A 24078-nucleotide genomic window follows, 5' to 3' on the forward strand; every position below is an offset into this window, starting at 1 on the left:
GTTTTGTGTTCGATCAGCGATGGACTTCGACAGTCGGAGCCGTGCTGACGACGGCCGGAGGCGCACCGGTGAAGATCTGACGGACCTCGCCGACCATGCCGGCGGGGACGCCGATGAAGGTGGCGGCCGCGGCCTTCACAACCCGGTTATCGCCCGAGGTGTCCCAGTATTCGCGGGGCTTGTAGAGCAGCGGGTGGCGATCGACGACCGACGAGGCGGTCGTCGTCGCGGGGGCGTCGAGATAGGCCTTGTCCTCGGCGTCGAGGCCGGAGAGCACCGGCTCGTTGGCGATGCTGCGCCGCTTCCCCGCACCGTGGCAGCCCGCCGTCGTCAGAACGGCCGCAGCCAGGATCAGGTACGCGATAAACCTTGACCTGTTCATGATCCTCCGTCCTTACGTCGGGTCGACGCGCATGTGTTGGCGATCCGGTCGTCCCTCCCGGATCCACCTCAAACATATCCGACGGATTTGGAGCGAGCCGGCGATCATCGCCTTGCAGGGAGTCCGAATGTAACGCACCAGTACGGCGTACCGTCTTTGCCGGCTGCGTAACCGAACCCTACCTGGCTGAATCCGCCCTGGATGTTCTTGCGGTGCGGGGGGCTCGTCAGCCAGCCTCGCATCACGGTCTCGGGAGTGTAATGGCCGTAGGCGATGTTCTCGCCGCATCGCCTGTAACGATAGCCCAGCCTTTGAATGCGCTCCGCGACGTCCGACCCGTCCGCGCCGGTGTGCGTCATCTTGGCTCGCGCGGCCATCTCCTCCGCATGCGCCTGAGCCGCTTCCTGCAGGATTCGACTGACCTCCAATTTCGGCGACTTCTTCTCAGCCCGGGCGCGGTTGTGGAAAGTCAGAAGGGACTCCCGCACCTGATCCAGTTCCATGGGGCCAGGTCGATCGGGCCTCGGCCAGGGTGCATCCAGATCGTCGGGCGTCGTCAGCGGCTTCGGCCAGATCTGGATCGAGACGCAGCCCAAGGTCACCGACAGAACGACTGCCAGGGCCGCAAACACTCCGGTCGATCGGAATCTGACGAATGACATGATCGGGCGGTGCACCAGGACGGGACGAGAGTCGAAGCATGGGCGAATCGACCTTCACATGCGTATCATACTCTAGGGATCACGATCGAGCCTTCCCGCCTTCTGAATCGCCGCATGCCAAATTCCTGTCACTTCATCGCCCTGGACCTTGAGACGACCGGGCTCGACCCGCGCTCGGATCGAGTGATCGAGATCGGGGCGTTGATCTGCGACGGGGAAGGGAGGACCCTCGAGACCTTCGAGCGGCTGATCAACCCCGGCCGTCCGATCGGTCCCCTGGCGTCCCAGATCAACGGGCTCTGCGACTCGGATCTCATCGGCGCTCCCCCGGCGAGCGTCGTTCTCGCCGAGCTAAACGAGCTGTTGCGTCGTGCGGAAAACGCCCCGCTGATCGCCCACAACGCAGCCTTCGACGCCGGCTTCCTGGGCATGGAGTTCACACGATCAGGAATGTCGATCCCGAATCGCCCGGTCCTGGACACGCTGCCGCTGGCGCGCTCGGTGCTCCCCGATCTGGAGAGCCACAGGCTCGATCGGCTTGTCGCCTACTTCGGGACCGGAGAGAAGGCTCGACATCGTGCGTTGGCGGATGCGAAAGCCGTAATAGATTTGTGGTTCCGCCTCGGCGGCCCGACGACGCCCCAGGCCGCGAGGGTCTCCTATCCGCTCCATGACGGGTCGCAGCCGGCGCCTCCTCCCCTCGGTTGGGAGCGGCTCGACGAGGCTGTCGCTCGAGGGATTGCCGTCCGCATCGCCTACACGGGAGGCTCGCGGGGGGAGGCGCCTCGCGTGGTGACCCCCCGGGCGTTCGCCCATCGCGGCGGCATCGCTTACCTGGTGGCCAGGTGCCATATCGACGCGATCGATAAGTCCTTTCGGCTCGATCGAATCCGTTCCTACGAGGTCCTCGAAGAGCAGCGAAGGGGTGGCGAACCGTGGCGCGATTGCTCGTCAGCGTGAGGTCGGCCGAGGAGGCGAAGCGGGCTCTTGCTGGCGGGGCCTCGATCATCGACGTCAAAGAGCCGTCGAATGGATCACTCGGACGTGCAGCCTTCGAGACCTGGCGCGAGGTCTACCACGTTGTTCCCGCCGGCCTGCGGATGAGCGTCGCTCTGGGCGAACTTTCTGAGTGGCTCGGTGACTCTCAACCCGAGGTTCCGCCGAAAGCGCTCGACGGTGTCCGCTACTGCAAGGTGGGCTTCGCCGGCGTGGGCCCGAACTGGGTTGAGGAGTGGGCGGGTCTGGCGGATCGTCTGAACGCCCCTCGCGTTCAATGGATCGCGGTCGTCTATACCGACTGGAAGGCCGCCGGTGCTCCGTCGCCGACCTCGATCTTCAACACCAACTTTCGCTTCAACGGGGTCCTCTTCGACACCTGGGACAAGTCGAAGCCCGCTGTATGGACCTCCGAACTGATCGACCTCGCCGCGGAGTTCCGGGAAGATCAAAACGCCCTGGCCGTCGCCGGCGGGCTCACACGCGAGAACCTTGATGTGATCGCCGCGATCCGCCCCGACATCGTGGCGGTTCGCGGCGCGGTCTGCGAGGGGGGCGACCGCTTGCGAGACCTCGACCAGAGCCGCGTTGAGCAGTTGGCCGAGGTCGTCCGCAAGCTGCCGGAGCCTCGCCGTTAGCCGACGTCGAACCGGACGCCCTGTGCGAGCGGCAGCTCGGCGCCGTAGTTGATCGTGCAGGTCTGCCGACGCATGTAGGCCTTCCACGAGTCGGAGCCGGCCTCACGACCGCCCCCGGTGGCTTTCTCGCCGCCGAACGCCCCACCGATCTCCGCCCCCGACGTCCCGATGTTGACGTTGGCGATGCCGCAGTCCGATCCTTCGGGCGACAGGAATCGCTCGGCCTCCAGCAGGTCGCGGGTGAAGATGGCCGAGGTCAGCCCCTGCTCGACCTCGTTCTGGATCGCGATCGCCTCCTCGATCTCGCGATAAGGCATGGCGTAGAGGATCGGGGCGAAGGTCTCCTCGCCGACGACCGCCATGCCGCGCTTCGCTCTGACGAGGGCGGGCTCGACGAAGCAGCCGGGACGGTCCAACCGCTTGCCCCCGACGACCACCTTGCCCCCCTGCTCCTCGGCACGCCGCAGGGCCGACTGCATGGCCTCGACGGCCTGCTCGTGGATCAGCGGACCGACAAGGACGCCGTCATCCCAGGGATTGCCGATCGGCAGCGTCGGATAGGCGCGGGCCAGCCGGTCAACAACCTGCTCATAAACCGATTCATGGACGATCAAGCGTCGCGCAGTCGTGCAGCGCTGGCCAGCAGTGCCGACCGCGGCGAAGGCGATCCCGCGAATGGCCAGGTCGAGATCAGCGCTCGGGGCCACGATCACCGCGTTGTTGCCGCCCAGTTCCAGGATCGTCCTCCCGAGCCTCCGGCCGACGACCTCCGCCACATGATAGCCCAGGCGGCAGCTTCCCGTCGCCGAGATCAACGGCAGCCGGCCGTCGTTGAGCATGGGCTCGCCGACGTCCTCAATCGACCCCAGACTGAGGTTGAAGACGCCGGGGAAGCCTTCTTCCTCGGCGACCCTCGCGACGATCTTCTGGACCGCCACGGCCGTCAAAGGGGCGAGCGGCGAGGGTTTCCAGATCACGGTGTCGCCGCAGACGGCCGCGACCATGGCGTTCCAGGCCCATACGGCGGCCGGGAAGTTGAACGCGGTAATAACGCCGATCGCGCCGAGGGGATGCCACTGTTCCATCATCCGGTGACGGGGCCGTTCGCTGGCGATCGTCAGGCCGTAGAGTTGTCGCGAGAGGCCGACGGAGAAGTCGGCCATGTCGATCATCTCCTGAACCTCGCCCTCACCCTCGGAGCGGATCTTGCCCGTCTCCAGGGTGATCAGCAGGCCCAGGTCGGCCTTGTACTTGCGAAGCTCGTTGCCGATCTTGCGGACGACCTCGCCGCGGCGAGGGGCGGGGGTCATCCGCCACTTCTTGAAGGCTCCGACGGCCTGGTCGACGACCTCCTCATAGACGTCTCGGGTGGCGTACTTCACACGTCCCAGCGTCTGGCCGGTTGCGGGGTTGTCGGAAGCGATGACCTCGCCCTTCGGGTCGTCGACCCAGCGGACGTGGCACGCGCCCGACTCCACCGAACTCAGTCCCAGCCGATCCAGGAGGTCCTCAAACATCATCCGTCTCCAATCGTTCCCCAGCGATGGCCGACCAAACGGACCATTCTACTGTCTCCGGGCAAATTCGGGGATAAGATCGAAGGACGCGACCCCATCCGATCGATCGAGAAGGCCCCTCCGTGTTGCACCGATTCCCTTTCCAGGCCAAACGCCCTCCTCTGCACCAGCGACGCTTTCGGTTCGCCGAGCGCGGGGATCGACTCGCCCGACGGTTCAAGCGGTGGATTCTGGGCCTCACGATGGCGACGCTCTGCCTGCTCGTCTTGGGAACGGCAAGCGGTCGCTATGCGGCCTCCTGGACGTTCGGGAAGCTGCATCGCGGTTTCGCCTGGCTCACGGGCGACTCGAACGACCGTTCGTGGATCGACGCTGATTGGCGCCGCCGTCGGCTCTTCGACATGGACCAGGCCCGTACCAAACTGACGACCGCCTACGACGCCTACGATCCCAGGATGCGGCTCCTCGTCGACGCCGCCGGGCTGGACCCGGAACACGCCCTCCTGCGGTGGGGGAACTTCGACAAGGCGTTGCTCCTCCCCTCCACCGTCTACGAGCCCGACGATTCAGGCCGCTCTTACCGCTTTCGTCCCCAGACCAGGTCGATCTGGGTACGCAACATGAAAAGTCAGGGGGGCGTGCTGGCTTACTTCCAGCTCCCCGACTCCCCGGCAAACCGAAAGCTCGCCGAGGAGGCCAGCGCGGTCGTGGTCGTCGAGTCGGTCCAGAACACCAACTCGTGGGGACTCCGCGGCGGCGAGCCCGACGTTTCAGCCGAGCTTCGAGGCATCGTCCTTGGCGATTCCTACATGCAGGGCCTCTTCGTGGGCGACGACCAGACGCCCAGCGAGTGCCTGAAACGCGTCCTGGCCGACCGCAACAAGTCGCGGGTCGAGATCCTGAACACGGGACACCTGGGCTACTCCCCCGAGCAGGAGTATTTCACTCTGCTGGAATACGCGGAGCGTTTCCCTCCCCAGTTCGTGATCCTGAGCCTCTTCGCCAATGATTTCGGCGACCTCTTCGAGGTCCTCGAAGGCCGGGCGGACTGGGAAGAGAACCGTCACTGGATTGGGAGGATCGTCGAACTCTGCCAGAAATGGAACATCCCCTGCCTGGTAGTCCCCGCACCCTGGGTGAACCACGTCGAAGGAGCCCGGCAGACAGCGCATTACCCCGGGCGGGTCCCCGATATCATCCCCTCGGGAGCGATCTACTTCGATCCGATGGAGGACTTCATCGAGGCCGAAGCCCGAGAAACCCTCCGGCGACTCTCCCAGGGTGAACCGACCAGTCCGAGCAGTCTGTTCAACGGCAAACTCGGCGACGGCCATTTCTCCGTGCTCGGCTGCCAGATCTGGGCCGGGGCCGTCGGCCGCCGCCTGGGGTTGCTGCTGGATCTGCAACGCGCCGGATCTCGTCCCAGACAGTAGACCGACTCAGGCTGGCGGCAGGATCCTCACCGGGTCTGGGCGATTGGGTTTGGATTGGCTTCGATTGCGGCCGCTCGGTCACACCTGAGTCGGCTGCAAAGCTAATCAGCAAAGGAATTTGCGATTGCCGACCGTTTGGCTTCGATTGCCAAACAACTCATCCTTCGACTGGTTGCATTCCATGCCGATCTGCGTGGCATCGCATCCTCGACGGTCTCGGACCGCCCATTACGAGCTTCTGATTTGCCAAAGAGCCGAGGTACTGAAACGACCTCTACATGGATGGTACGACCGAATCGCCGGTCCTTTTCGTTGATCGCGTGAACAGACTGGGCGGTCAGGGCGCAAATTCAGAATCTCCGGATCAGGGCGATGAGTCCGAAAAGGAGGCTGCCGAGCCCCGGTGCTGCTGCCTACTCTCCGATGATCTTCACGAGCACTCGCTTGGGACGACGGCCGTCGAACTCCCCGTAGAAGATCTGTTCCCAGGGGCCGAAGTCGAGCTGGCCGTTGGTAACGGCGACGACGACCTCCCGTCCCATGATCTGCCGCTTCATGTGGGCGTCGGCGTTGTCCTCGCCGGTTCGGTTGTGCTTGTAACGGGTCGGCGAGGCATCAAACGGGGCGAGGGCTTCGAGCCACTCCTTGTAATCCTCGTGCAGGCCCGACTCGTCGTCGTTGATGAAGACCGAGGCGGTGATGTGCATGGCGTTCACGAGCACGAGCCCCTCCTTGACGCCGCTTCTGTGGACGAGGGCCTCGACCTCGGGCGTGATGTTCACGAAACCCATACGAGCGGGGAGGTTGAACGTCAGGTGTTCCGTCAGCGATTTCATGGGGATAGTCCCCTGGCGGAAGCGTGAGAGGGAAGCACGGGACGACCTCCTTGTCGTCCATCGGCGGACTTGCTGCAAATGGAAGAAGCCGCGCCGATCCTCCTTCCTGAACGTGGGGTCTCCCCCAGTTCCGGACGGCGGGCCGTGCTCCTGGTACGCATTGGAAGGTGCGGCGACAGCCGAGGTGCATGCCTGGGTGGCACCGGCGGCTCGATGTCGTCCTGAACTGCAATTCAGGGTTTTATCATGATCGCTGCTTGAACGCGAGCAGCAGCTTCTGGGGTCTGGCCGAGCACAAGGGGCAGAACCGGCTGTTCATCGCCGGAATGTGAAGGGAGAAGCCTACAGCGATCTACTCTGAAATGTCTCCTCAGAGGCGGTTGCCGCTCGGTCGTTGCGAACCTTCGATTGAGACATCCGGGCTGGCGGCCGGACTACCGATCGCGAGACGCCTGGTCAGTCTGCAACCCATGAGCAGACCGCTGTGCCGTGGGATCGGTGGGCCTGACTCAGCAGGCTTAACTCTTACTCACTTTAATGCGTCCGCTTCGGGGTTGGTTGTTTTGGAGGTTCGGATTAAGATTCCGACGTCGACGGCCGACACGGAGAGGCTGCAGACTCCGAAGCATGGTCGCCCGAACCGTCACGGAGGACGGGATGAGACTACTCGCCCTGGTGGACTCGCCTGACCATGTCTGTTGCCGATACCGGGTTCGCGCGTTCGAATCCGCCCTTCGCGACGTCGGATGCACGTTAACGTGCGAGTCGTTGGAGCGAGGCCTCTTCCCCAGGCTTCGCCAACTTCGTTCAGCGGCCCAGTACGAGGCCGTCCTGATACAACGTAAGCTGTTGCCTGCCTGGCAATTGGCTCTCTTGCGTCGAAACGCGAGACGACTGGTCTTCGACTTCGACGACGCGGTGATGCTCCGGGACTCGTTCGACCGACGCGGCCCACATTCGGCTCGTCGTCGGGCGCGGTTTGCGAGAATCGTCCGCGCAGCCGACGTCGTGATCGCCGGCAACGACTATCTGGCAGACCAGGCCCTGCGAGCGGGCGCCTCGGCCGAAACGGTCTGCACGATTCCAACGTGCATCGATCTCAGCCGCTACGCCGTCAAATCGGCGAACCAGCGCGACGGGCCGCCGGAACTGGTCTGGATCGGATCTTCGAGCACGTTGAAGGGGCTCGAAGAACGTCGCGACCTCTGGGAGCGGCTGGGTGCGGAGATTCCCGGCCTGCGTCTCCGCGTCGTCTGCGACCGGTTTCCGCGATTCCAGAACGTCGAGGTCGTGGAAGTTCGCTGGTCAGACGTCGATGAGGCTCGCGACCTTGCGATGGGCGACATCGGCGTCGGCCTGATCCCGGACGACGACTGGAGCCGCGGCAAGTGCGGGCTCAAGATCCTTCAGTATCAGGCCGCGGGCCTGCCGGTGATCGCCAACCGCGTCGGCTCTCACCTGGAGATGATCGAACCAGGAGAGACGGGCTTTCTCGCCGACGATGTCGGCGAGTGGGCGGCGGCGATCACGGCCGCGGCCGATCGTTCGTCCCGCGCTCGGATGGGAGAGGCCGCCCGACGGCAAGTCGAGGAGCAGTATTCGACGGCCGTGTGGGGCCCAGCGTTCGCCGCCGCCGTGACCGGCGTGGACCTCCGAAAGTCCGGCGCGGAAGCACGCAGTCATTCGTACAACCCATGTTTCAACCGGGAGAAGCCGTGGGCCGTCGGCGGCTCACGAGCGACGCCCGCCGCCCCTTCGTCCGGGCGAAGGGTCCGACGGGGATCGGAATAGCACCATGACCGCAATCCTTCCCACCATCCCGGCGAGGTCGTCGGATCACCGGATGTTCAAGCCCCCCGAATGGACCTTCGTGCGGGCCGGCGACGTCGGCTGGTGGCTCCAGGGCCGCTGGCGCGACTCGTTGCTCGACGCCGACGGGCTGAGGCTGGAGCAGTGGCGCAGCGAGGGCCGGCTTGAGATCGTGAAAGAAGGACCGCATCGCGTCGTCTATCGCGTGCAGCTTCCGGATACCGCGGTCTACATCAAGCACTACCTCGTTCCCGATCGACGCGCCAAGTATCGCCAGTGGTTTCGGCGGGGGAAGGGCCGCAACGAAGGCAAGCGATCCTCGCAACTCGCCTCGATCGGCGTGCCGACGATCTCGCCGATCGCGCTCGGTGAACGCCGCCGTCGTGGCTTCCTGTTCGATAACTTCCTGATTACGCGCGAGATCCAGGACGCGCCGCCACTGGACGACTTCGTGGAGCAGGAGTTGCCCAACCTGCCGGAGCCGCGACGTTCCCGCCTCCGTCATCGGCTCGCGAAGGCCATGGGGATCCTCACCGCGAAGCTCCACAACGCGGGCCTGCTGCACATCGACTTCCACCCCGGCAATATTCTGGTGCGGCTTGGACCCGGCGACGAACCCCAACTCACGATGATCGATCTGGACGCGCTCCGGACGTCCAAGAAGCTGAGCTGGCCTCAGGCCCAACGCAACCTCGCGCTCCTCGACCACTACTTCTGGACGCGAAGCACCCGCGTCGACCGGAACCGATTTCTCAAGGCGTATCTCCAGGCTCGCGAGGGCGCTCCGGACTCCGTTCGCGACTTCGCCGTCGGCGTCGAGACCGCAACCCGGCGCTGGGCGGAGCGGCTCTGGCGACGTTGGGGAAAGCGTTGCCGGTCCACGAACAAATACTTCTACGTCTCCAAGTCGAACAACGCCCTTTGCATCGCCTCGCGCGACCTCGACCCATCGGAGGTCGCCCCACTGCTGGTCGATCCCGACGCGGCGTTCAACGCTCCGGGGGTGAAGGTCATCAAGGATTCTCGGACGACCCGGCTGATCGAAGCGACGATGATCGTCAACGGCAAGCCGACGCCCGTCGTCTTCAAGAGGTTCAATCGCAAGAAGTGGATCGACCCCGTGCTGGCCATTTTCAGGCCGTCGCGTGCCTGGCGCTCCTGGCAAGCCGGCCAGCACCTCTCCGCTCGCGGCATCCCCACGCCTCAGAACCTGGCGTTCGTTGCGAGGCGTCGTAAGCCCTGGTTCTCGCCGTTCCAGGGGGTGCTGCCGCACGAGACCTACCTGATTACAGTCGAGCAACTCAACGCGTCGACCCTCTCCGAGCACGTCTACGAGGTCTTGCCGGAGTTGGAGGGAGATGCGCTGCACGCGGAGATCGAGAGACTGACCCAGGCGCTGGCGTCGCTGGTTCGGCTGCTCCACGATCGATCGCTCTCGCACCGTGATCTAAAGGCTTCCAACATTTTGATCCGCCGCGACGCCGAGCCGGGCGAGAGCATCCTCTCGCTCATCGATCTCGTCGGAGTGCGACTAAAGGCTCCGTTGCCGATGCACCGTCGCGTGCAGAACCTGGCGCGGCTCAGCGTCAGCCTGGCGGACGCTCCCGGTCGAACTCGCACGGCGTCGCTCCGCTTCCTTCGGGCTTACTTGCCGCATCGCCTTCAACAGACCGACGAATGGAAGGCCCTTTGGCGGGCCGTCGAGGCAGCCTCGTACACGAAGAAGGCCCGTAATCGCCGCCGCGGTCGACCGTTGTCTTGAACGGTCTCCCTGGAGGAAGGATTCTCCATGCTCACACGCCCTGAGATCCTCCGGCGGCCCCTGCGCCTCGTCTGGCTGGCGTTGCTTCTGGCCGCGAGCGGTTGCTCCACGATCGCGAAACGGGAGCCCTCGCTGCTGCCGACGGCCTATGAACTCAAAACCGGCCCGTTCGTCGTCCATTCCAACGAGGCGATGAAATCCGACGTCCCCGCCGTGCAGGCTCTCGAACAGCTTCGAGGCGATCTCGCGAAGCGTTTGAAGGGGAGCCAGGGCGAAGCCGAGGACAAGGGGCCCATCGAGGTCTACGTTCTCGACGACCGCAGCTCATTCCTCCATCTGCTTCGGTTTTACTTCCCCGAGTTACCGCCGCGCAGGGCGTTCTTCCTGGCCCAGGGAGACGAGCGGATCGTCTACACGTACCAGGGCCCGATGCTCGAAGAGGACCTACGACACGAGGCGGCCCACGCTCTGCTCCGAGGGCGCTTCGGCGACATCCCCCTCTGGCTTGACGAGGGGCTCGCCGAGTATTTCGAGGTCGGTCCTGACGACGTGCACGACCGCGAGTCCCGATTAGCCAAGCTGGAGGCGGACCGCAAGGCTGGGTGGAAGCCCGATCTCGCCCGCCTGGAAGGTCTCGCCGAGGTCCACGAGATGAAACCGCGCGACTACCGCGAGGCCTGGGCCTGGGTCGATCTGATGCTTTCCGACTCAGGTCCGGGATCAGCGGTTCTGGTGGACTATCTGAGCGTTCCGAGCGACCGTCGATCGTTGGCTGATCGCCTCGAATCTCGAGGGATGAACGGTGAGTCGCTGCTCGCCCACATGGACGGGCGACCTCTCAAGCTCATTGCACGGAAGCCGGCGGATCGCCCGGATCGAGCCGTGCGGATGCAGGATCGGGATCTCGAAATTCCTCGTCGGCTTCAAGAACCGAGGCGGCCGAGTTTCCTCCGCCGCCTCGGCGAATTCCTGGGCTTCTGACGGCTCAGTGCGACTTCTCCTCGATCGGGATCGTGTTGATCTTGGCCGCGAGGATGAAGTCGTTCTCGGTCAGGCCGCCGACGGCGTGGGTCGTGATCTCAACGGCCACGTTGCGGTACCCGGCGAGGTGCAGGTCGGGATGATGGCCCTCGTCCTCGGCCAGCTCGCCGACCTTGTCGAAGAATCGGAGGCCCGCGACGAAGTTGCGCGCGCGCCACTCGCGACGAATCCGCTTTCCGTCCGCGCTGAGAGTCCAGCCCGGCACGGTTTGGAGCAATTCAGCAACGTCTCCCTGTGCGAGCGGAGGGACCCCACCCTCGCACGGGATGCATTTCTTGGTGGTCAGGTCGGTCAGGGTTGGCGTGCTCATGGTGAGACTCCCCTGGTGGCGATGGTTCGACCCGGCGAAACTAAGCATGCGAACGCCGCGCCAGGCGCGAAGCCTCAGTGAAAACTCTCGGAATCGCCCGGGAATTCGCCCGAGCGGACGTCGGCGACGTACCGAGCTGCGGCCCCCTGCATTAGTTCGCCGATTTCAGCATACCTCCGCGCGAACCTGGGCCGAAAGCCCTCGATCAGCCCGAACATGTCGTGAACGACAAGGACCTGACCGTCGCAACCGGGGCCTGCACCGATGCCGATGGTCGGAATCGGGATCTCAGCGGTGATCGTCTCCGCCAGCGGGGCCGGAACGCATTCGAGGACGACGGCGAACGCGCCGGCCTCGACGATCGCCTGGGCGTCCGCCCGGATCGCGTCCACCTGACGCTGGACCTTGAACCCGCCGAACTTGCGGACGGATTGCGGCGTCAGGCCGAGGTGAGCCATGACGGGAATCTCCGCGTCGACGACGGCCCGGATCGTCGCCGCCGATCGCCGGCCCCCCTCCAGCTTGACGGCCTGGCAGCGCGTTTCTTTGAGAATGCGGCCGGCGGAACGGATCGCATCAGCGTGCGAGGTCTGGTAGCTGAGAAAGGGAAGATCGGCCACCACGAAGGCTCGCTTGGCCGCCCGGGCGACCATCTCCGCATGGTAGACCATCTGATCGAGCGTCACGCCGAGCGTCGTCTCACGCCCCTGGACGGTGGTTCCCAGCGAATCGCCGACGAGGAGGCAGTCGACGCCGGCGGCGTCCAGCCATCGGGCCGTGGGAAAGTCGTAAGCGGTCAGGCTGGTGATCTTCCGACCCTGCTTCTTCCAGGCGCCGAAATCCAGAACGGTCACGGGGCGGTCTTCACTGGCCATCGGTCGCAGGCTCGTCGGGTTCAAGTTTGGCCAGGACGAAGTCGTAGTGTCCCGGCATCAATTTATAAATATGCGCGAGCGACTCATTCAGATCGAAGCGCAATTGATCGCTGGAATCGGCGTTCAGGTCGGCCGCCCATCGAGCGCCGTTGCGGCGGTAGAGATCGATCAACTCGATGGGGGAAATCAACTGACCTTGCGGCTCCCACTCGGAGGCGGCGCGGGTGGCGGCGGCCATCGTGTACTCCAGCCGACAGCCGCGACGATCGGCGTAGAACAGCAGGGCCTCCGGCGCGACGATCAGGTCGTCCTTCCCCGTCGCCTCGGCGAGTTCCCTCCCTGCTTCAGCGATTCCCAACCATTCGTCGGGAGTGCGCCAGGTTGAGTCGGAGGCCGCGAGGGCGAGCAAGGCGAATCCGACGGCCGCCGAGAATGCGACCCCAGGCCGCCATGAGTCGAGCCGCGCCCAGACGAGTCCCAGCCCGGCCGACGCCACAGGCGCGAGGCACAGCCAGTAGTATTCATGGTGCAGCTTGGATGCGAGCAGGGCCATCGTCGCAATCGCCAGCCCAGCCCAGGTCCACCAGAGTCGGGTCGTCTGGGATTGAACGGAGGACAGGAAACCACAGACCGCTCCGAACAGCCCGAACGGAGTGAACGCCCGCAGCAGGAGAAATCGGCCGGCTTCCTGCCACGTGTCCCATTCCGCCAGAGCTGCCAGACCGACCGCGGCCATCCAGATCTCCCGATTCTCAGCCGAAGCCCTTGAGCCGGAGGTCTGCACGAGGTGGTTGGCCCAGAGATACCAGGCGATCGTCGGCAGCAGAACCGAGCCGCAAAGGAGCGCTGACTTGAGGTTCCGCCGGGGAAGGACGGCAAGGAAAGCCACGGCCAGCAAGTAAGCAGCGGTCGCCTTGGCCGCGATTCCAACGGCCAGCAAGATCCAGCCGCCGACTGTGAGCAGTCGCCTTCGGCTCGATGTTGCGGCGAGATCCCAGCAGGCGAGCCCCGCCGTGCAGGCGCCCAGCATGAGGGCGTCGGGCTGAAAAGCTCGGCCGTAGCGGATCGTGATGGGGAGCATTGAGAACGCCGCCGCCGCCGCGAGCGCAGCTTCCTCGCCCGCGCGTCGCTTGACGAGGGCATAAATACCCCAAGCGCAGAGCGTCGCGGCGAGGGCCGACGCCAGGCGTCCACTCACGTCGAGCGGCAGTCTCGTTGCTTTTCGTAAACCCACGACGAGCGCCTGATAGATGGGCGGCTCAACGGGGAAGTAGTTCGGAAAGGGACCTGTCTCGAGTCGTGGGTGCAGGAAATCGCCGTCGCGCTCGAGATTCCGGGCGACCATCGCCGTGGGAATCTGGCGGCCCACGTAGTTCTCGACGATCGGTTGAGAAGGGTGCAAGGACCGCAGCACGAATCCGGCCGCGAGCACGAGGACCAGCCTTGCGAGCGCGCCTGGGCCCAGGGTTCCATCCATCAGCGCCGGCTCCCGATTCGTCGCAACGTCTTGCATGAGAGTGCGCTCATTTCGCGAATGAGGCGTAAAATCGGTTGCTTCCCAAGGATCGGCGTGTCACGATACGACGAATCCCATCTCGCTTCCAGGTCCCAGACGCGGGCGGTTCTCGCCTCTGCGTCGGACTCGCTTCCAATCCCGTCAGGAGGTCGCCATGCTCGTGAGCGAAGTTCTCGACATGAAAGGCCGTCGGGTGGTCACGATCGATTCAGGGGCGAACGTCCAGGAGGCCGTCGCCAAACTTGTACAGCACAACGTCGGCTCTCTGCCGGTGGTCGACGATGCCGGCCGACTCATAGGGGTCTTCTCGGAACGAGACGTCCTCCGGTTGATGCACCACAGGGGAGAGGGCTTCGGCCGCACGCAAGTCTCCGAGGTCATGACCTGCAACCCGGCCACGTGTCGCGTCGACGACACCGTCGAACAGGTCATGGGTCTCATGAGCGAACGCCGGATCGCCAAGGTGCCGATCGTCGAGGACGACGAGTTGGTCGGCATTGTTTCGGTCGGCGACGTGGTCAAGGTCATGTACGAGAAGGTCTCCACGGAGAACCACCACCTTCTATCTTACATCCAGGGAGGCCTCTAAGGGCCGGCCTCATGTGGTTGAAGTCGAGGAGTCTCCGCGGATTTCCTCCGCGGAGGACTCCGGCTTCAGCTCCGCCGGCAGATCGGAGGGCTTCTTTCGGTGCAGGTCGTGGGTTTTCGGCAACGTGCCGTTCCAGCGGCCGAAGAGGGCCGTCAAGTCCGCCAACCTGTCCTCCTCGGCCGCCGTGGGCCGATCCGGCAGCATCCGCCATCCCCAATTGCCTTCGCCCCGTCCGGGCACATTCATCCTGGCCTGGCTGTCCAGGCACAAAACATCCTGCATCGGCGCGACGGCGATGTCCGCCACCGATCCCCAGGCTTGACGGATGAGATCCCAGGGGAACTCCGCACCGTCTGTGCCGACGAACCGGAGGGCGAATCGGCGCTCTTCCTCGATCTCGTCGAGCGACTGAGTCGACTCCACGTGCTGACTGGTGAGCCAGCCCAGACTGGTGTCGTTGTCGTGCGTCCCCGTGTAGGCGACGCAGTTGGGGACGTGACGGAAGGGGAGATGCTTGTCAGCCTCGGGATCGTTGGCGAAGCCGAACTGGAGTACCCGCATCCCCGGCAGGTCGAACTCGTCGCGGAGCGCCTCCACCGGCGGCGTGATCAGCCCGAGGTCCTCGGCAATGAAGGGCAGATCCGGGAAGTGTTTCCGAAGCGCCGTGAAGAGCGCGGGCCCCGGGCCGGGCACCCACCGGCCGTTCACGGCGGTCTCGGCGCCACCGGGAACCTCCCAGTAAGCCTCAAAGCCTCGGAAATGGTCGATGCGGATGAGATCCACCTGCTTCAGCAACGCTCCGATGCGATGCGACCACCAGGCGTAATCCTCGGCGGCGTGCGCCTCCCAGTTGTACAGAGGGTTGCCCCACAACTGGCCGGTCTCGCTGAAGTAGTCCGGCGGGACGCCGGCGACGAACGTCGGCTTGCCTTCAGCGTCGAGGAAGAAGAGGTCGGGACGCGCCCAGACGTCCGCGCTGTCGTGGGCCACGAAGATCGGAATGTCTCCGATCAACTTGACGTCGTGAGTTCGGCACGTCTCCCGGAGCGATTTCCACTGGAGGTCGAAGACGAACTGGACGAATTCGTGAAACCGGACCGCCTCGGCGGATTCTCTGGCGAAGTCCTCCAGCGCGGCCGGGTCGCGGAGCGCCAGTTCGGGCTCCCACTGAAACCACGCGCTGCCGTTTCGCACCTCCTTGATCGCCATGAAGAGGGCGTAGTCCTGGAGCCACTCCTTTTCCTGGGTGATGAAGCGGTGGAAGTCCGCGTCCGCCGGGGAGAATCGGGAGAACGCCCTGGAAATCAGGCCGTTCTTCACGCGGATCGCTTCGATGAAGTCGACCTCCTCGGTCGGCTCCACGGGGTCGGGCAGCTCGGAGGGTAGGAGCCAACCGCGATCAACCAGGCCCTCGGGGCTGATGAGCAACGGGTTGCCAGCAAAGGACGAGTGAGACTGGTAGGGCGAATTACCCGCCCCCGTCGGCCCGAGCGGCAGGGTCTGCCACCAGCGCTGGCCGGCCTTCGCCAGTGTTTCGACGAACCTGTGAGCCTGCGGTCCAACGTCCCCGACTCCGAATGGGCCGGGAAGCGACGTCGGATGCATGAGGATTCCGCTCGACCTGGGATGTCTCATCTTCGCCCTCTCAGGGAGTCCTATCCACGGCCGAAAGGGCCCGGTTCAGCCCGTCGACTGCAGGAACCGTTCCAGCGCGTCCCGGAAATCGCCCTTGTTCTCAATGTGCGGCATGTGACCGACGCCTGGCAGCACTTCCATCCGAGCCCCCGGAATGCACTCGGCGAGTTCGCGAGCGATCGTCGGGGGGTTGATCAGATCGAGTTCACCCGTCAGCACCAGACAGGGGATGTTGAGCTTCTCGAGCCGGCCCCGCGCTTCATGGGTTGTGGCTGCCCGGGCCTGCCGGGTGAAGGCGGCGGCGTCCTGGGGCCATGGATTGCGTTCGGCGAAACGGATCAGCCCCTGGATCTGCTCCATGTGCTCGTAGAACGGCGGCGCGACCAGCCAGGGGAGCGTTCCGATCGAGAAACGCGCTGGGTCGTCCCCAGCCAACTGGCGGAGCTGGATCCACGATTCCACCACCCCCTTGCGCCAGAGGCTCGCCCCCGCATGCGTCGAGACCAGCACCATTGATTTCAGGAGTTCTGGATGACGGATCGCCGTCTCCTGGGCGACGAGTCCGCCGAGAGACTGCCCCACGACGTGGACGGGTCCGGTCCCAAGCGCCCGGAGCCAGGCCGCGACGTCGTCGGCCATGTCGGCGGTCGTGTAGGGGGCGTCGGCCCGCCAACTGCGGCCGGCGTCCCTGGAGTCGAGAGCAAGCGTCCGGCGCGAACGGGCGAAGTGCCGCTGCACCAGGCTGAAGGCCCTGTGGTCGCCGCCGAGGCCGCTCAAAAAGACCAGAGGCTCTCCGCCTTCTCCCACTTCCTCATAGTAGAATTCGCGACCGTTCAGAGATTGGATGGGCATCAGCGATCCCGGGCTCGACCGATCTCAAGGCGCGGGCCGCCGCCCACGCACATCCGTGATAGCGTATGTCGAACTGATGCCAGAGGAAAGTCGTCCTCGGGAAGGTCGCGGCCAATCGCCCTGATTTCCCCGGATTCCCCCCGAACCCTTGACGCTCGGCGATCGTCGAGTAAGATAATTCTCGTGCCAGCCGCCCCCATCGTCTAGCGGCCTAGGATACTTGGTTCTCAGCCAAGGGACCGGGGTTCGAGTCCCCGTGGGGGTGCTTTGAAAGAGGAAACGACGTCCTTTGCGGCGTCGTTTTTTCATGCGCAGTTCTCCCCTGCGCTCCGGCCTCCTCGATTCCGGCCGTCGCCTTCCCCCGGGCGTACTCTATAGAATCACTTTCGGACGACATCGCCGTCGGCCTACTCCACGTCCAACATACTGCACTCGGAAGCGGGGAGCGGCATGGACGAACCACTTCTCCACGCCATTCAGCGGATGATCGGCCGCCTGACGGCGTTAGCGCGCGAAGACGAAGAGCTTCGAGCCGATCTGCACAAACTCGGCGAAACGCTCATCAAGGCCGCCGCTCCATGCGATCGAACCGACGAAGAAGCAACCGAGACGCCCCCCGTCGACGTCGCAAGCATCCCCACGCCCGAAACCCCGGCGGAGCGGGTCGTTCAGACTCCGCTGCCCGAGCTCACGCTGGGCCGAATCACGCCACCCGCGCCGCGGGCCGAGCCACCAACCACGTTCCGGAACAGCCGCGACGTCGAGGACGAGGATCTGGAGGCGATCGAGGCGCGTTGCCGCCTTAAGGCCGAGGGGCTTCGCTGGGCCTGGGATCGGCGTAGTTCAGACCTTGGTTCGGCCGAGACCGCCGCGAAGGATCGAGACATCATCGAACGCGCGAAGGGCCTGGAGTGCCAGCTTTGGATGAACTCCCCACACTTCCGTGTTCCAGCCGATCCAGGTCGGCTTGATGAGGCTGCCGGTTGCTTCGAAGCCGTTGCGGCGGCGGTGGCCCTCCTGCGTGGGCTTCTCCAAGAGGCCGGAACCGATCACAGGCTCTTCAAGTCCGGCCTGGAGTTGCTTGCCGAGGCGCAATCCGGACTCCGCATCGCGATCGACCGACTCGACGGCCGCAAGGATCCGGATCAGTTCGCCGTTTACACCTGGCTGAGAGGCGTCGCCTACCGCGAGCAGATCTACCTGCCCCGATTCATGACGCTGGATCGGCCCGCCGATCCGGCCGACCATCAGGTCGTCCTGGAACGAATTCGTCGTCTGCACTCGGATCGAGGCGACATCCACCGTCAGACGCGCGAGCGAAAGTCCCTTTTCGGCAAACTCCGATACCACGCGCGACGGGCGCGCGAGGGCCTCGCCGATGAGCACGACTGGCAGAAGATCAATGTAACCCTCGATAACTTGATCGCCGCCGGCGAGCCCCCCAGCAGCGTTGAGATTCGCGAGGAAGTGCTGCCGATCGTCGATCAGCTTCCAGACGTCGGCGAGCCGTCGCGCGGGCTCGTCCTGGTTCTTCGCGAGATCGACTCCTACCTCGCCGCCCGCCGCACGACCAGCGAATCAGACCAGCAGGCCGAGGAGCCACCGACTCCCGACGTGGCCGAAGCTGCCCAACTGCTCGAAGGGAAAACCGTCGTACTGATCGGCGGCGCATGTCGCCCGGGTTCGGAGCGTGCGCTCTGCGAGGCGTTCCGACTGAAGGAGTTAATCTGGGTCGAAACCCGCGAGCATGAATCGATCGAGCGTTTCAAGCCGTTCATCGGGAGATCGGACGTCGCTCTGGTGATTCTGGCCATTCGATGGTCGAGCCATTCCTTCGCTGAGATCAAGCCGTACTGCGATCTTCACGGCAAGCCGCTCCTCCGTCTTCCCCGGGGGTACAACCCCAATCAGGTGGCCAGGGAACTTCTGGACCAGTGCAGCGAACGGCTTCGCGACACTTCTGACGACTCGAACGCCTGATCGTCTGTTCACAAAATGAGCGATGATCGCTCGTCCTGAGTTGCCCCCCCTTGAAAAACCGCCTGCGCCCGGGGGATTATCTGTGAGACGTCGACGTCGGCGGCGAATCATAGAGGTGGAACGTCCGTGCTGACATCAACCGAGATCGACGAGGTCATCGACCAGGTCTTGCGCGGCCACCGCGACGCTTTCCGTTTCATCGTCCGTAGTTACAGCCTGCCGATTCGAGCCTACATCGCCAGCCGACTGCGTCGCGCCGACGACGTGGACGACCTCACCCAGGAGGTTTTCATCGCGGCGTTTCGCGATCTCGCCCAGTATCACCCTGGGGGCGACTTCGGTGCCTGGGTCCGGGGCATCGCCCGCCACAAACTGAACGACTATTTTCGGAGTACGACGCGACGGACGCAGGCCCATGAGCGGTTCCGTCTCGATCTCGCCTCCTCGGTCGAGACCGAGCTGGACGCAGCGGCGACCTGCGAGCCGAGCGATTCCATCGAAGCCCTCTTGCGCTGCATTTCCCGGCTTCCGGAGAAATTGCGGCGAGTCGTAAAGTCGGGGCTGGACGGCGACAAGCCGGCCAGCCTCGCGGAAGAATTGGCCACAACCGTGGGCGCCGTCTACAACCTCCATTATCGCGCCAATCAAGTGCTTCGCGACTGTGTGAAGAAAGAGTTGAGTTGATGGACCCGGACCTTCGAGACCTGCTGGCGGCCTGGCGCGACGACCGCGCGGACCTCGACGACGCGGAGCAGGAGCGATTGCTCCAGCGTCTCCACGCGGACGAAGAACTCCGCCGCGCCTTCGCTGCCGAGCTCTGGATGGACGCCAAGGTCCAGGCCGTACTCACGCCCGAGCCGAATTGGCCCGCGCTCGACGCCTTGATCGACGGTCGCGACGCCGTTCCGTCTCCGATTCCGTCGATCTCGCCGCCAGCGTCGCTCGTGAATTCCTTCCCGTTCACGACTCCACTGCATCGCCGCCCCTTTCTCAGGGCGGCTGCTGCGGCGATTCTGGTCGCGGCGGCCCTCGCGGGCTACTTTCTACGGCCTCGTTCCGAGCCGACCCCTGTTCCACAGATCGCCAAAACCTACGAGAAGGTCGACGCGACCTCGGGGCTGGCGATGATCGTCAAGCTGGACGATGTGAATTGGGGTGCTGGAGACGAGGCCCACCCAGGCGAGGGGGATATCCTTGCTCCTGGCCCGCTTCGCTTCGAGTCGGGCCGAATGATGATCTCCATGCTCACGGGCGTCACCATGGCCGTCGAGGGACCCGCCGAGCTGGATCTCGTGTCGAACGACAAGGTCGTCTGCAAGATCGGGAAAGTCCGGGTTCGCTCCACCGCGGGGAGCCGAGGTTTCATCGTCGCCGGCCCCGATTCCGCCGTTCTCGACCTGGGAACCGAATTCGGGATGAACGTCTCAAAAGACGGGAAGTCTCGCGCCCGGGTGTTCGACGGGGTCGTCGAATCCGCCGTCACGGCCCCGGACGGCAGCCCTCAGCGCACTCGCCTCTTCACCGAGAATCAGGCGTTCGAGATCAACCCGTCGGCAGGCGCGATCGAGAAGATCGAAGAGGTCGACGAGTTCCTGTCAGCGACGAAACTGCAAATACCTCCGCTGAATCTGGCCCCCAGCTACTCAGCGGCCGTTCGCGCCGATGAACCGTGGGGATACTGGAGGTTCGAGTCGATCGAGGAAGCGACGACGCCTAGCGAGGTCGCGGGTCGTCCCGCGTTCAAGGTGATCGGTCCCATTCACACGGTCGAGGCTGGGCCCGAGGATCGTTGCCTGGAATTCCCCGACGGCGACGGATTCCAGTTGCTGGAGTTCCCCGAACTCTGGAGGCCGACGTGGGAGACCGGCTTCGCCTTCGAGTTCTGGGCCGCGCCGGAGAAGATCAACCACAGCAGCCTGGTTTCGGTGCTCGACACCGTGGGGACGGACAGCCATATCCTGCTGCTGGAGATGACCGCGCGGAACCTGCTGCACAAACCGGCGTCCGTGCGATTCCTCCACCGCTGGCCCCCCGGTTGGAGGGGCGGGGACAATCTTTACTCGCAAACGCCCTACGTCCCCTACCGCTGGCACCACGTCGTCGCCCAGTTCCACGAGGGGAAGCTGGAGGTTTACCTCAACGGTCGACCGATGCCGTCGCTGTCCGTCGCGGCCGAGCATGCCGATAAAGGCTTTCGATTCATGCTGGGCCGACTGACCAGCAAGACCGGGCACGGGATCTCGATCGATCGGAACTTCGTCGGGAGACTGGACGAGTTCGCCGTGTATGATCACCCGCTCTCCCTGGAACGAATCCAGGAACACCATCGCCTGGGGTCCAGCGCCGCCCTGAAACCTTAAGCGCGGCGGTGCTTGATCGCAGCTCGCTCGCCTCCTCTCCGGAGTCTGCATCATGCGTTTCTCGCTGCTGAGGTCGGTCGTCCTCGTTCCGTTAGCCCTCTCCTCGACGTTGGCGAGTGGGGCCGCCCCGCTGGAGCCCGCCCCCGCGGGCTTGATGTGCGAGCTGCTGGCCTATCCCGAGAGGACCGCGATCACCGATCCCAGCCCCGAGTTCTCGTGGATCGTGCGATCCTCGGGGAAGGACGACGTGCAGACCGCCTATCAGATCCGCGTCGCCGCAACGGTCGAGGCGCTGGAGCGTCCCACCGACGCTCTCTGGGATTCGGGAAAGGTCGCCTCCGACCGGAGCGTCGCCGTTAGTTACGCCGGGCGGCCGCTTGAGTCGGATCGAACCTATCACTGGCAGGTCCGCACCTGGAACAAGGACGACCACGAGAGCGGCTGGTCGACTCCCCAGGCCTTCCGGACCGGGAAGCTCGCCCCGGCGCATTCGACGGCCCTCTATCCGCTTGAGCAGGTCGAGATCGCCCCAGCCTCTGTGACTCGGACGGCCGAGGGCCGCGACTTTTTCGACTTCGGTCGCTCGGCCTTCGGCGGTCTCAAGCTGATGCTGACCGCGCCGGCGGGGGGCTCGAAGGTCGTCGTCCACCTCGGCGAGAAGCTTTCGGCGCCGCAGACGATCGACCGCAAGCCTCCGGGCTCGGTCCGGTATCAGCGCGTCGAACTGACGCTCCAGCCCGGCAAGCAGACTTACATCGTCCCCTTCCGGGCCGAGGACAAGCGTCGGATGCCGGACGCGATCGGCGCGGTGATGCCGTTCCGTTACGTTGAGATCGAGGGCGCCGCGGGGCCGCTCGATCGCGAGTCGGCCCGGCAGGTCGCGGCGTTTTATCGATTCGACGACTCAGCCGCGCGGTTCACCTCGTCCGACGCCCGGCTGAACGCGGTCTGGGATCTCTGCAAGTACTCGATGAAGGCGACGAACTTCTGCGGCGTGTTCGTCGACGGCGACCGCGAACGGCTCCCGTACGAGGCCGACGCCTACATCAACATGCTCGGCTACTACGCGTGCGACCGGGAGTTCACGATCTCGCGGCACTCTCACGAGTACCTGATGGTGAACCCGACCTGGCCGCCGGAATGGAAACACCACTCCGTCTTCATGGCGTGGTTCGACTACCTCTACACCGGGGACGCCGAATCGCTGGCCGCCTTCTACGACAAGCTGAAAGGCGAGAAGCTACTGGCCGACCGCGCTCGGGGCGACGGCCTCCTCGACACCAAGGGCCTGCGCGACCTCGTCGACTGGCCGATGTCGGAACGGGACGGCTATGAGATGAAACCCGTCAACACCGTCTACAACGCCTTCTACGCCCGGTCGCTCTCGCTGATGTCCGAGATCGCTGCGGCGCTCGACAAGTCCGAAGACGCCTCAAAGTTCCGCGCCGAGGCCGCCCGCGTCACCGCCGCGATTAACGAGAAGCTCGTCGATCGAGCGACCGGCCTCTACGTCGACGGCGAGGGATCGAAGCATTCCTCGCTTCACGCCAACATGTTCCCGCTGGCCTTCGGGCTCGTCCCGGCCGAGCGGAAGGCGAAGGTGGTCGACTTCGTGAAGTCGCGCGGCATGGCGTGCAGCGTCTACGCCGCGCAGTACTTGATGGACGCCCTCTACGACGCCGGCGAGGCCGATCACGCTCTGTCGCTGACCACCGCGAAGAACGACCGCAGTTGGAGCCACATGGTCGAGGGAGTCGGCACGACGATCGCCCTGGAGGCCTGGGACCAGAAGTACAAGCCGAACCAGGACTGGAACCACGCCTGGGGAGCCGCTCCGGCGAACGTCATCCCCCGCAAGCTGATGGGGATCGAGCCCACCGAGCCCGGCTTCCGAACCGTCCGGATCCGCCCCCAGCCCGGCGACCTGAAATGGGCCGCCATGGTGCTGCCGACGATCCGGGGGCCGATTCAGGCGGATTTCACTTCCGCTCCTGCGGAATTCGTCCTCAACGTGGATCTGCCCGCCAACATGAAGGGCCGCGTGGAAGTCCCCCGACCCACCGCCGCCGGCGACGTCAAGGTGACCGTCGACGGGTCTCCCCGCGAGGTGAAGACGGAGGGAAACTTCCTGGTCCTCGAAGGAATTGGGTCGGGACAGCACCGGATCGTCCGGACTTCGCACTGATCCGGTGGTCAGGCGGGGGGCGCATCGATTAAGCTGGTGAGCGACCGCCCCGCGCGGATCGCGAACCCGGCGACGCCACGCCGGGTCCGTCATGCGCGGGCGGGACTCTCCCAGCGCCGTCGTCGAAGCCCTCTTCAGGAAGCCGGAATGTCCGAGAACGAAACCCCCGCAGCCCCCTCGCCGGAGCCCTCGACCGACGCGGCCCGCGCGCGCGTCATCAAAGCGCGGTCGATCCGAGAAGCGCAGGACGCGACCGTCCCCGAGGCCGTCGAACGTCGGAACCCGGAGCGGTTGGCGGTCGCGCTGGAGCACTCCAAGTTGGCGGCGCAGATCGCCGACGACAACCGGGCCAAGGACATCCTGCTCCTGGATCTCCGCAAAGCCACCCCCCTGCTCGACTACTTCGTCATCGCCACGGCGAATTCTCGGCGGCAGGCCAATGCCATCGCCGGCGAAATCGACGCTGAGATGAAGAAGCTCGGCGAGCGGAAGCTGGGGATGGAAGGCGAGGAGGAAGGGAGCTGGATCCTCATCGACTACGGCGACTTCGTGGTCCACATCTTCTCGGGCGAAGGCCGCAGCTATTACGCCCTGGAGGAAATCTGGGGAGACGCCCCGCAGGTCCCCTGGCGCAAGGAAGGGACTTCCCCCCCCACCGCCGAGCCGTCGGCCTGAACGCCCCGTAAACCGTCTGGAATCC

22 protein-coding genes and 1 tRNA gene are annotated in these 24078 nt (G+C 64.9%); 14 read left to right on the forward strand and 9 right to left on the reverse strand.

What is annotated here, in order from left to right:
- Nucleotides 1-13: 13 nt before the first annotated feature.
- On the reverse strand, nt 14-382 hold the full coding sequence (locus tag G5C50_RS04145) for a hypothetical protein (RefSeq protein ID WP_165065361.1): 369 nt from the start codon (nt 380-382) through the stop codon (nt 14-16).
- Between the two features lie 104 nt (nt 383-486).
- The gene (locus tag G5C50_RS04150) at nt 487-1044 is read right to left on the reverse strand and encodes a CAP domain-containing protein (protein ID WP_165065364.1); all 558 of its coding nucleotides are present in this window, start codon (nt 1042-1044) and stop codon (nt 487-489) included.
- 114 nt (nt 1045-1158) lie between these two features.
- On the opposite strand from G5C50_RS04150, the gene G5C50_RS04155 reads away from it, so the two are divergent.
- Complete coding sequence (locus G5C50_RS04155; protein ID WP_165065367.1) at nt 1159-2004, forward strand: exonuclease domain-containing protein; 846 nt, start codon at nt 1159-1161, stop codon at nt 2002-2004.
- Complete coding sequence (locus G5C50_RS04160; protein WP_165065370.1) at nt 1980-2678, forward strand: (5-formylfuran-3-yl)methyl phosphate synthase; 699 nt, start codon at nt 1980-1982, stop codon at nt 2676-2678. The genes G5C50_RS04155 and G5C50_RS04160 overlap by 25 nt, the downstream gene beginning before the upstream one ends.
- On the opposite strand, the gene amaB is transcribed toward G5C50_RS04160, so the two are convergent.
- Entirely contained in the window at nt 2675-4195 is a 1521-nt protein-coding gene (gene amaB / locus G5C50_RS04165; protein WP_165065711.1) for an L-piperidine-6-carboxylate dehydrogenase, read from the reverse strand. The genes G5C50_RS04160 and amaB overlap by 4 nt on opposite strands.
- A 122-nt stretch (nt 4196-4317) precedes the next feature.
- Between amaB and G5C50_RS04170 the strand changes: the two genes are divergently transcribed.
- A complete protein-coding gene (locus G5C50_RS04170; RefSeq protein ID WP_165065373.1) occupies nt 4318-5628 on the forward strand; it encodes an SGNH/GDSL hydrolase family protein in 1311 nt (436 codons plus the stop codon).
- Between the two features lie 413 nt (nt 5629-6041).
- Here the strand turns inward: G5C50_RS04170 and G5C50_RS04175 are convergent, their stop codons facing one another.
- Nucleotides 6042-6464, reverse strand: a complete 423-nt coding sequence (locus tag G5C50_RS04175) for a secondary thiamine-phosphate synthase enzyme YjbQ (protein ID WP_165065376.1) — start codon at nt 6462-6464, stop codon at nt 6042-6044.
- A 188-nt stretch (nt 6465-6652) separates the two neighbouring features.
- On the opposite strand from G5C50_RS04175, the gene G5C50_RS04180 reads away from it, so the two are divergent.
- From G5C50_RS04180 to G5C50_RS04195, 4 genes are all read left to right on the forward strand, one after another.
- The gene (locus tag G5C50_RS04180) at nt 6653-6796 is read left to right on the forward strand and encodes a hypothetical protein (protein WP_165065379.1); all 144 of its coding nucleotides are present in this window, start codon (nt 6653-6655) and stop codon (nt 6794-6796) included.
- 325 nt (nt 6797-7121) lie between these two features.
- A complete protein-coding gene (locus G5C50_RS04185) occupies nt 7122-8255 on the forward strand; it encodes a glycosyltransferase (protein ID WP_206107574.1) in 1134 nt (377 codons plus the stop codon).
- A 4-nt stretch (nt 8256-8259) separates the two neighbouring features.
- On the forward strand, nt 8260-10035 hold the full coding sequence (locus tag G5C50_RS04190; protein WP_165065385.1) for a lipopolysaccharide kinase InaA family protein: 1776 nt from the start codon (nt 8260-8262) through the stop codon (nt 10033-10035).
- Between the two features lie 27 nt (nt 10036-10062).
- Nucleotides 10063-11016, forward strand: a complete 954-nt coding sequence (locus G5C50_RS04195) for a hypothetical protein (protein ID WP_165065388.1) — start codon at nt 10063-10065, stop codon at nt 11014-11016.
- Nucleotides 11017-11020: 4 nt separating this feature from the next.
- Here G5C50_RS04195 and G5C50_RS04200 read toward each other — a convergent pair whose 3' ends face one another.
- The 3 genes from G5C50_RS04200 to G5C50_RS04210 all read right to left on the reverse strand — a co-directional run bounded on the left by G5C50_RS04200 (nt 11021) and on the right by G5C50_RS04210 (nt 13738).
- Nucleotides 11021-11386: a 4a-hydroxytetrahydrobiopterin dehydratase gene (locus G5C50_RS04200; protein WP_165065392.1), complete on the reverse strand. Its 366-nt coding sequence runs from the start codon at nt 11384-11386 to the stop codon at nt 11021-11023.
- Nucleotides 11387-11460: 74 nt separating this feature from the next.
- Nucleotides 11461-12261 (reverse strand): 3-methyl-2-oxobutanoate hydroxymethyltransferase, encoded by an 801-nt coding sequence (gene panB / locus G5C50_RS04205; RefSeq protein WP_165065395.1) that lies wholly within the window; start codon nt 12259-12261, stop codon nt 11461-11463.
- Nucleotides 12251-13738, reverse strand: coding sequence for an ArnT family glycosyltransferase (locus G5C50_RS04210; RefSeq protein ID WP_165065398.1), 1488 nt, complete (start codon nt 13736-13738; stop codon nt 12251-12253). The genes panB and G5C50_RS04210 overlap by 11 nt, the downstream gene beginning before the upstream one ends.
- 193 nt (nt 13739-13931) lie before the next feature.
- Here G5C50_RS04210 and G5C50_RS04215 point away from each other — a divergent pair, with 193 nt between their 5' ends.
- Nucleotides 13932-14366, forward strand: coding sequence for a CBS domain-containing protein (locus G5C50_RS04215; RefSeq protein ID WP_165065401.1), 435 nt, complete (start codon nt 13932-13934; stop codon nt 14364-14366).
- 9 nt (nt 14367-14375) lie between these two features.
- On the opposite strand, the gene malQ is transcribed toward G5C50_RS04215, so the two are convergent.
- Nucleotides 14376-16001 (reverse strand): 4-alpha-glucanotransferase, encoded by a 1626-nt coding sequence (malQ, locus tag G5C50_RS04220; protein ID WP_165065404.1) that lies wholly within the window; start codon nt 15999-16001, stop codon nt 14376-14378.
- Nucleotides 16002-16046: 45 nt separating this feature from the next.
- Nucleotides 16047-16853: an alpha/beta fold hydrolase gene (locus G5C50_RS04225; RefSeq protein WP_165065407.1), complete on the reverse strand. Its 807-nt coding sequence runs from the start codon at nt 16851-16853 to the stop codon at nt 16047-16049.
- A 192-nt stretch (nt 16854-17045) separates the two neighbouring features.
- Here G5C50_RS04225 and G5C50_RS04230 point away from each other — a divergent pair.
- From G5C50_RS04230 to rsfS, 6 genes are all read left to right on the forward strand, one after another.
- Nucleotides 17046-17118, forward strand: a tRNA-Glu gene (locus tag G5C50_RS04230).
- A gap of 185 nt (nt 17119-17303) precedes the next feature.
- Entirely contained in the window at nt 17304-18833 is a 1530-nt protein-coding gene (locus G5C50_RS04235) for a hypothetical protein (protein ID WP_165065410.1), read from the forward strand.
- Between the two features lie 126 nt (nt 18834-18959).
- Nucleotides 18960-19517, forward strand: coding sequence for a sigma-70 family RNA polymerase sigma factor (locus G5C50_RS04240; RefSeq protein ID WP_165065413.1), 558 nt, complete (start codon nt 18960-18962; stop codon nt 19515-19517).
- Nucleotides 19517-21193 (forward strand): LamG-like jellyroll fold domain-containing protein, encoded by a 1677-nt coding sequence (locus G5C50_RS04245; RefSeq protein WP_165065416.1) that lies wholly within the window; start codon nt 19517-19519, stop codon nt 21191-21193. The genes G5C50_RS04240 and G5C50_RS04245 overlap by 1 nt, the downstream gene beginning before the upstream one ends.
- A gap of 52 nt (nt 21194-21245) precedes the next feature.
- The gene (locus tag G5C50_RS04250; protein ID WP_165065419.1) at nt 21246-23378 is read left to right on the forward strand and encodes a family 78 glycoside hydrolase catalytic domain; all 2133 of its coding nucleotides are present in this window, start codon (nt 21246-21248) and stop codon (nt 23376-23378) included.
- Between the two features lie 147 nt (nt 23379-23525).
- Nucleotides 23526-24053, forward strand: a complete 528-nt coding sequence (gene rsfS, locus G5C50_RS04255) for a ribosome silencing factor (RefSeq protein WP_165065422.1) — start codon at nt 23526-23528, stop codon at nt 24051-24053.
- The last annotated feature ends 25 nt before the right edge of the window (nt 24054-24078 follow it).

The sequence above is a fragment of the Paludisphaera rhizosphaerae genome (assembly GCF_011065895.1).
GTDB lineage: Bacteria > Planctomycetota > Planctomycetia > Isosphaerales > Isosphaeraceae > Paludisphaera > Paludisphaera rhizosphaerae.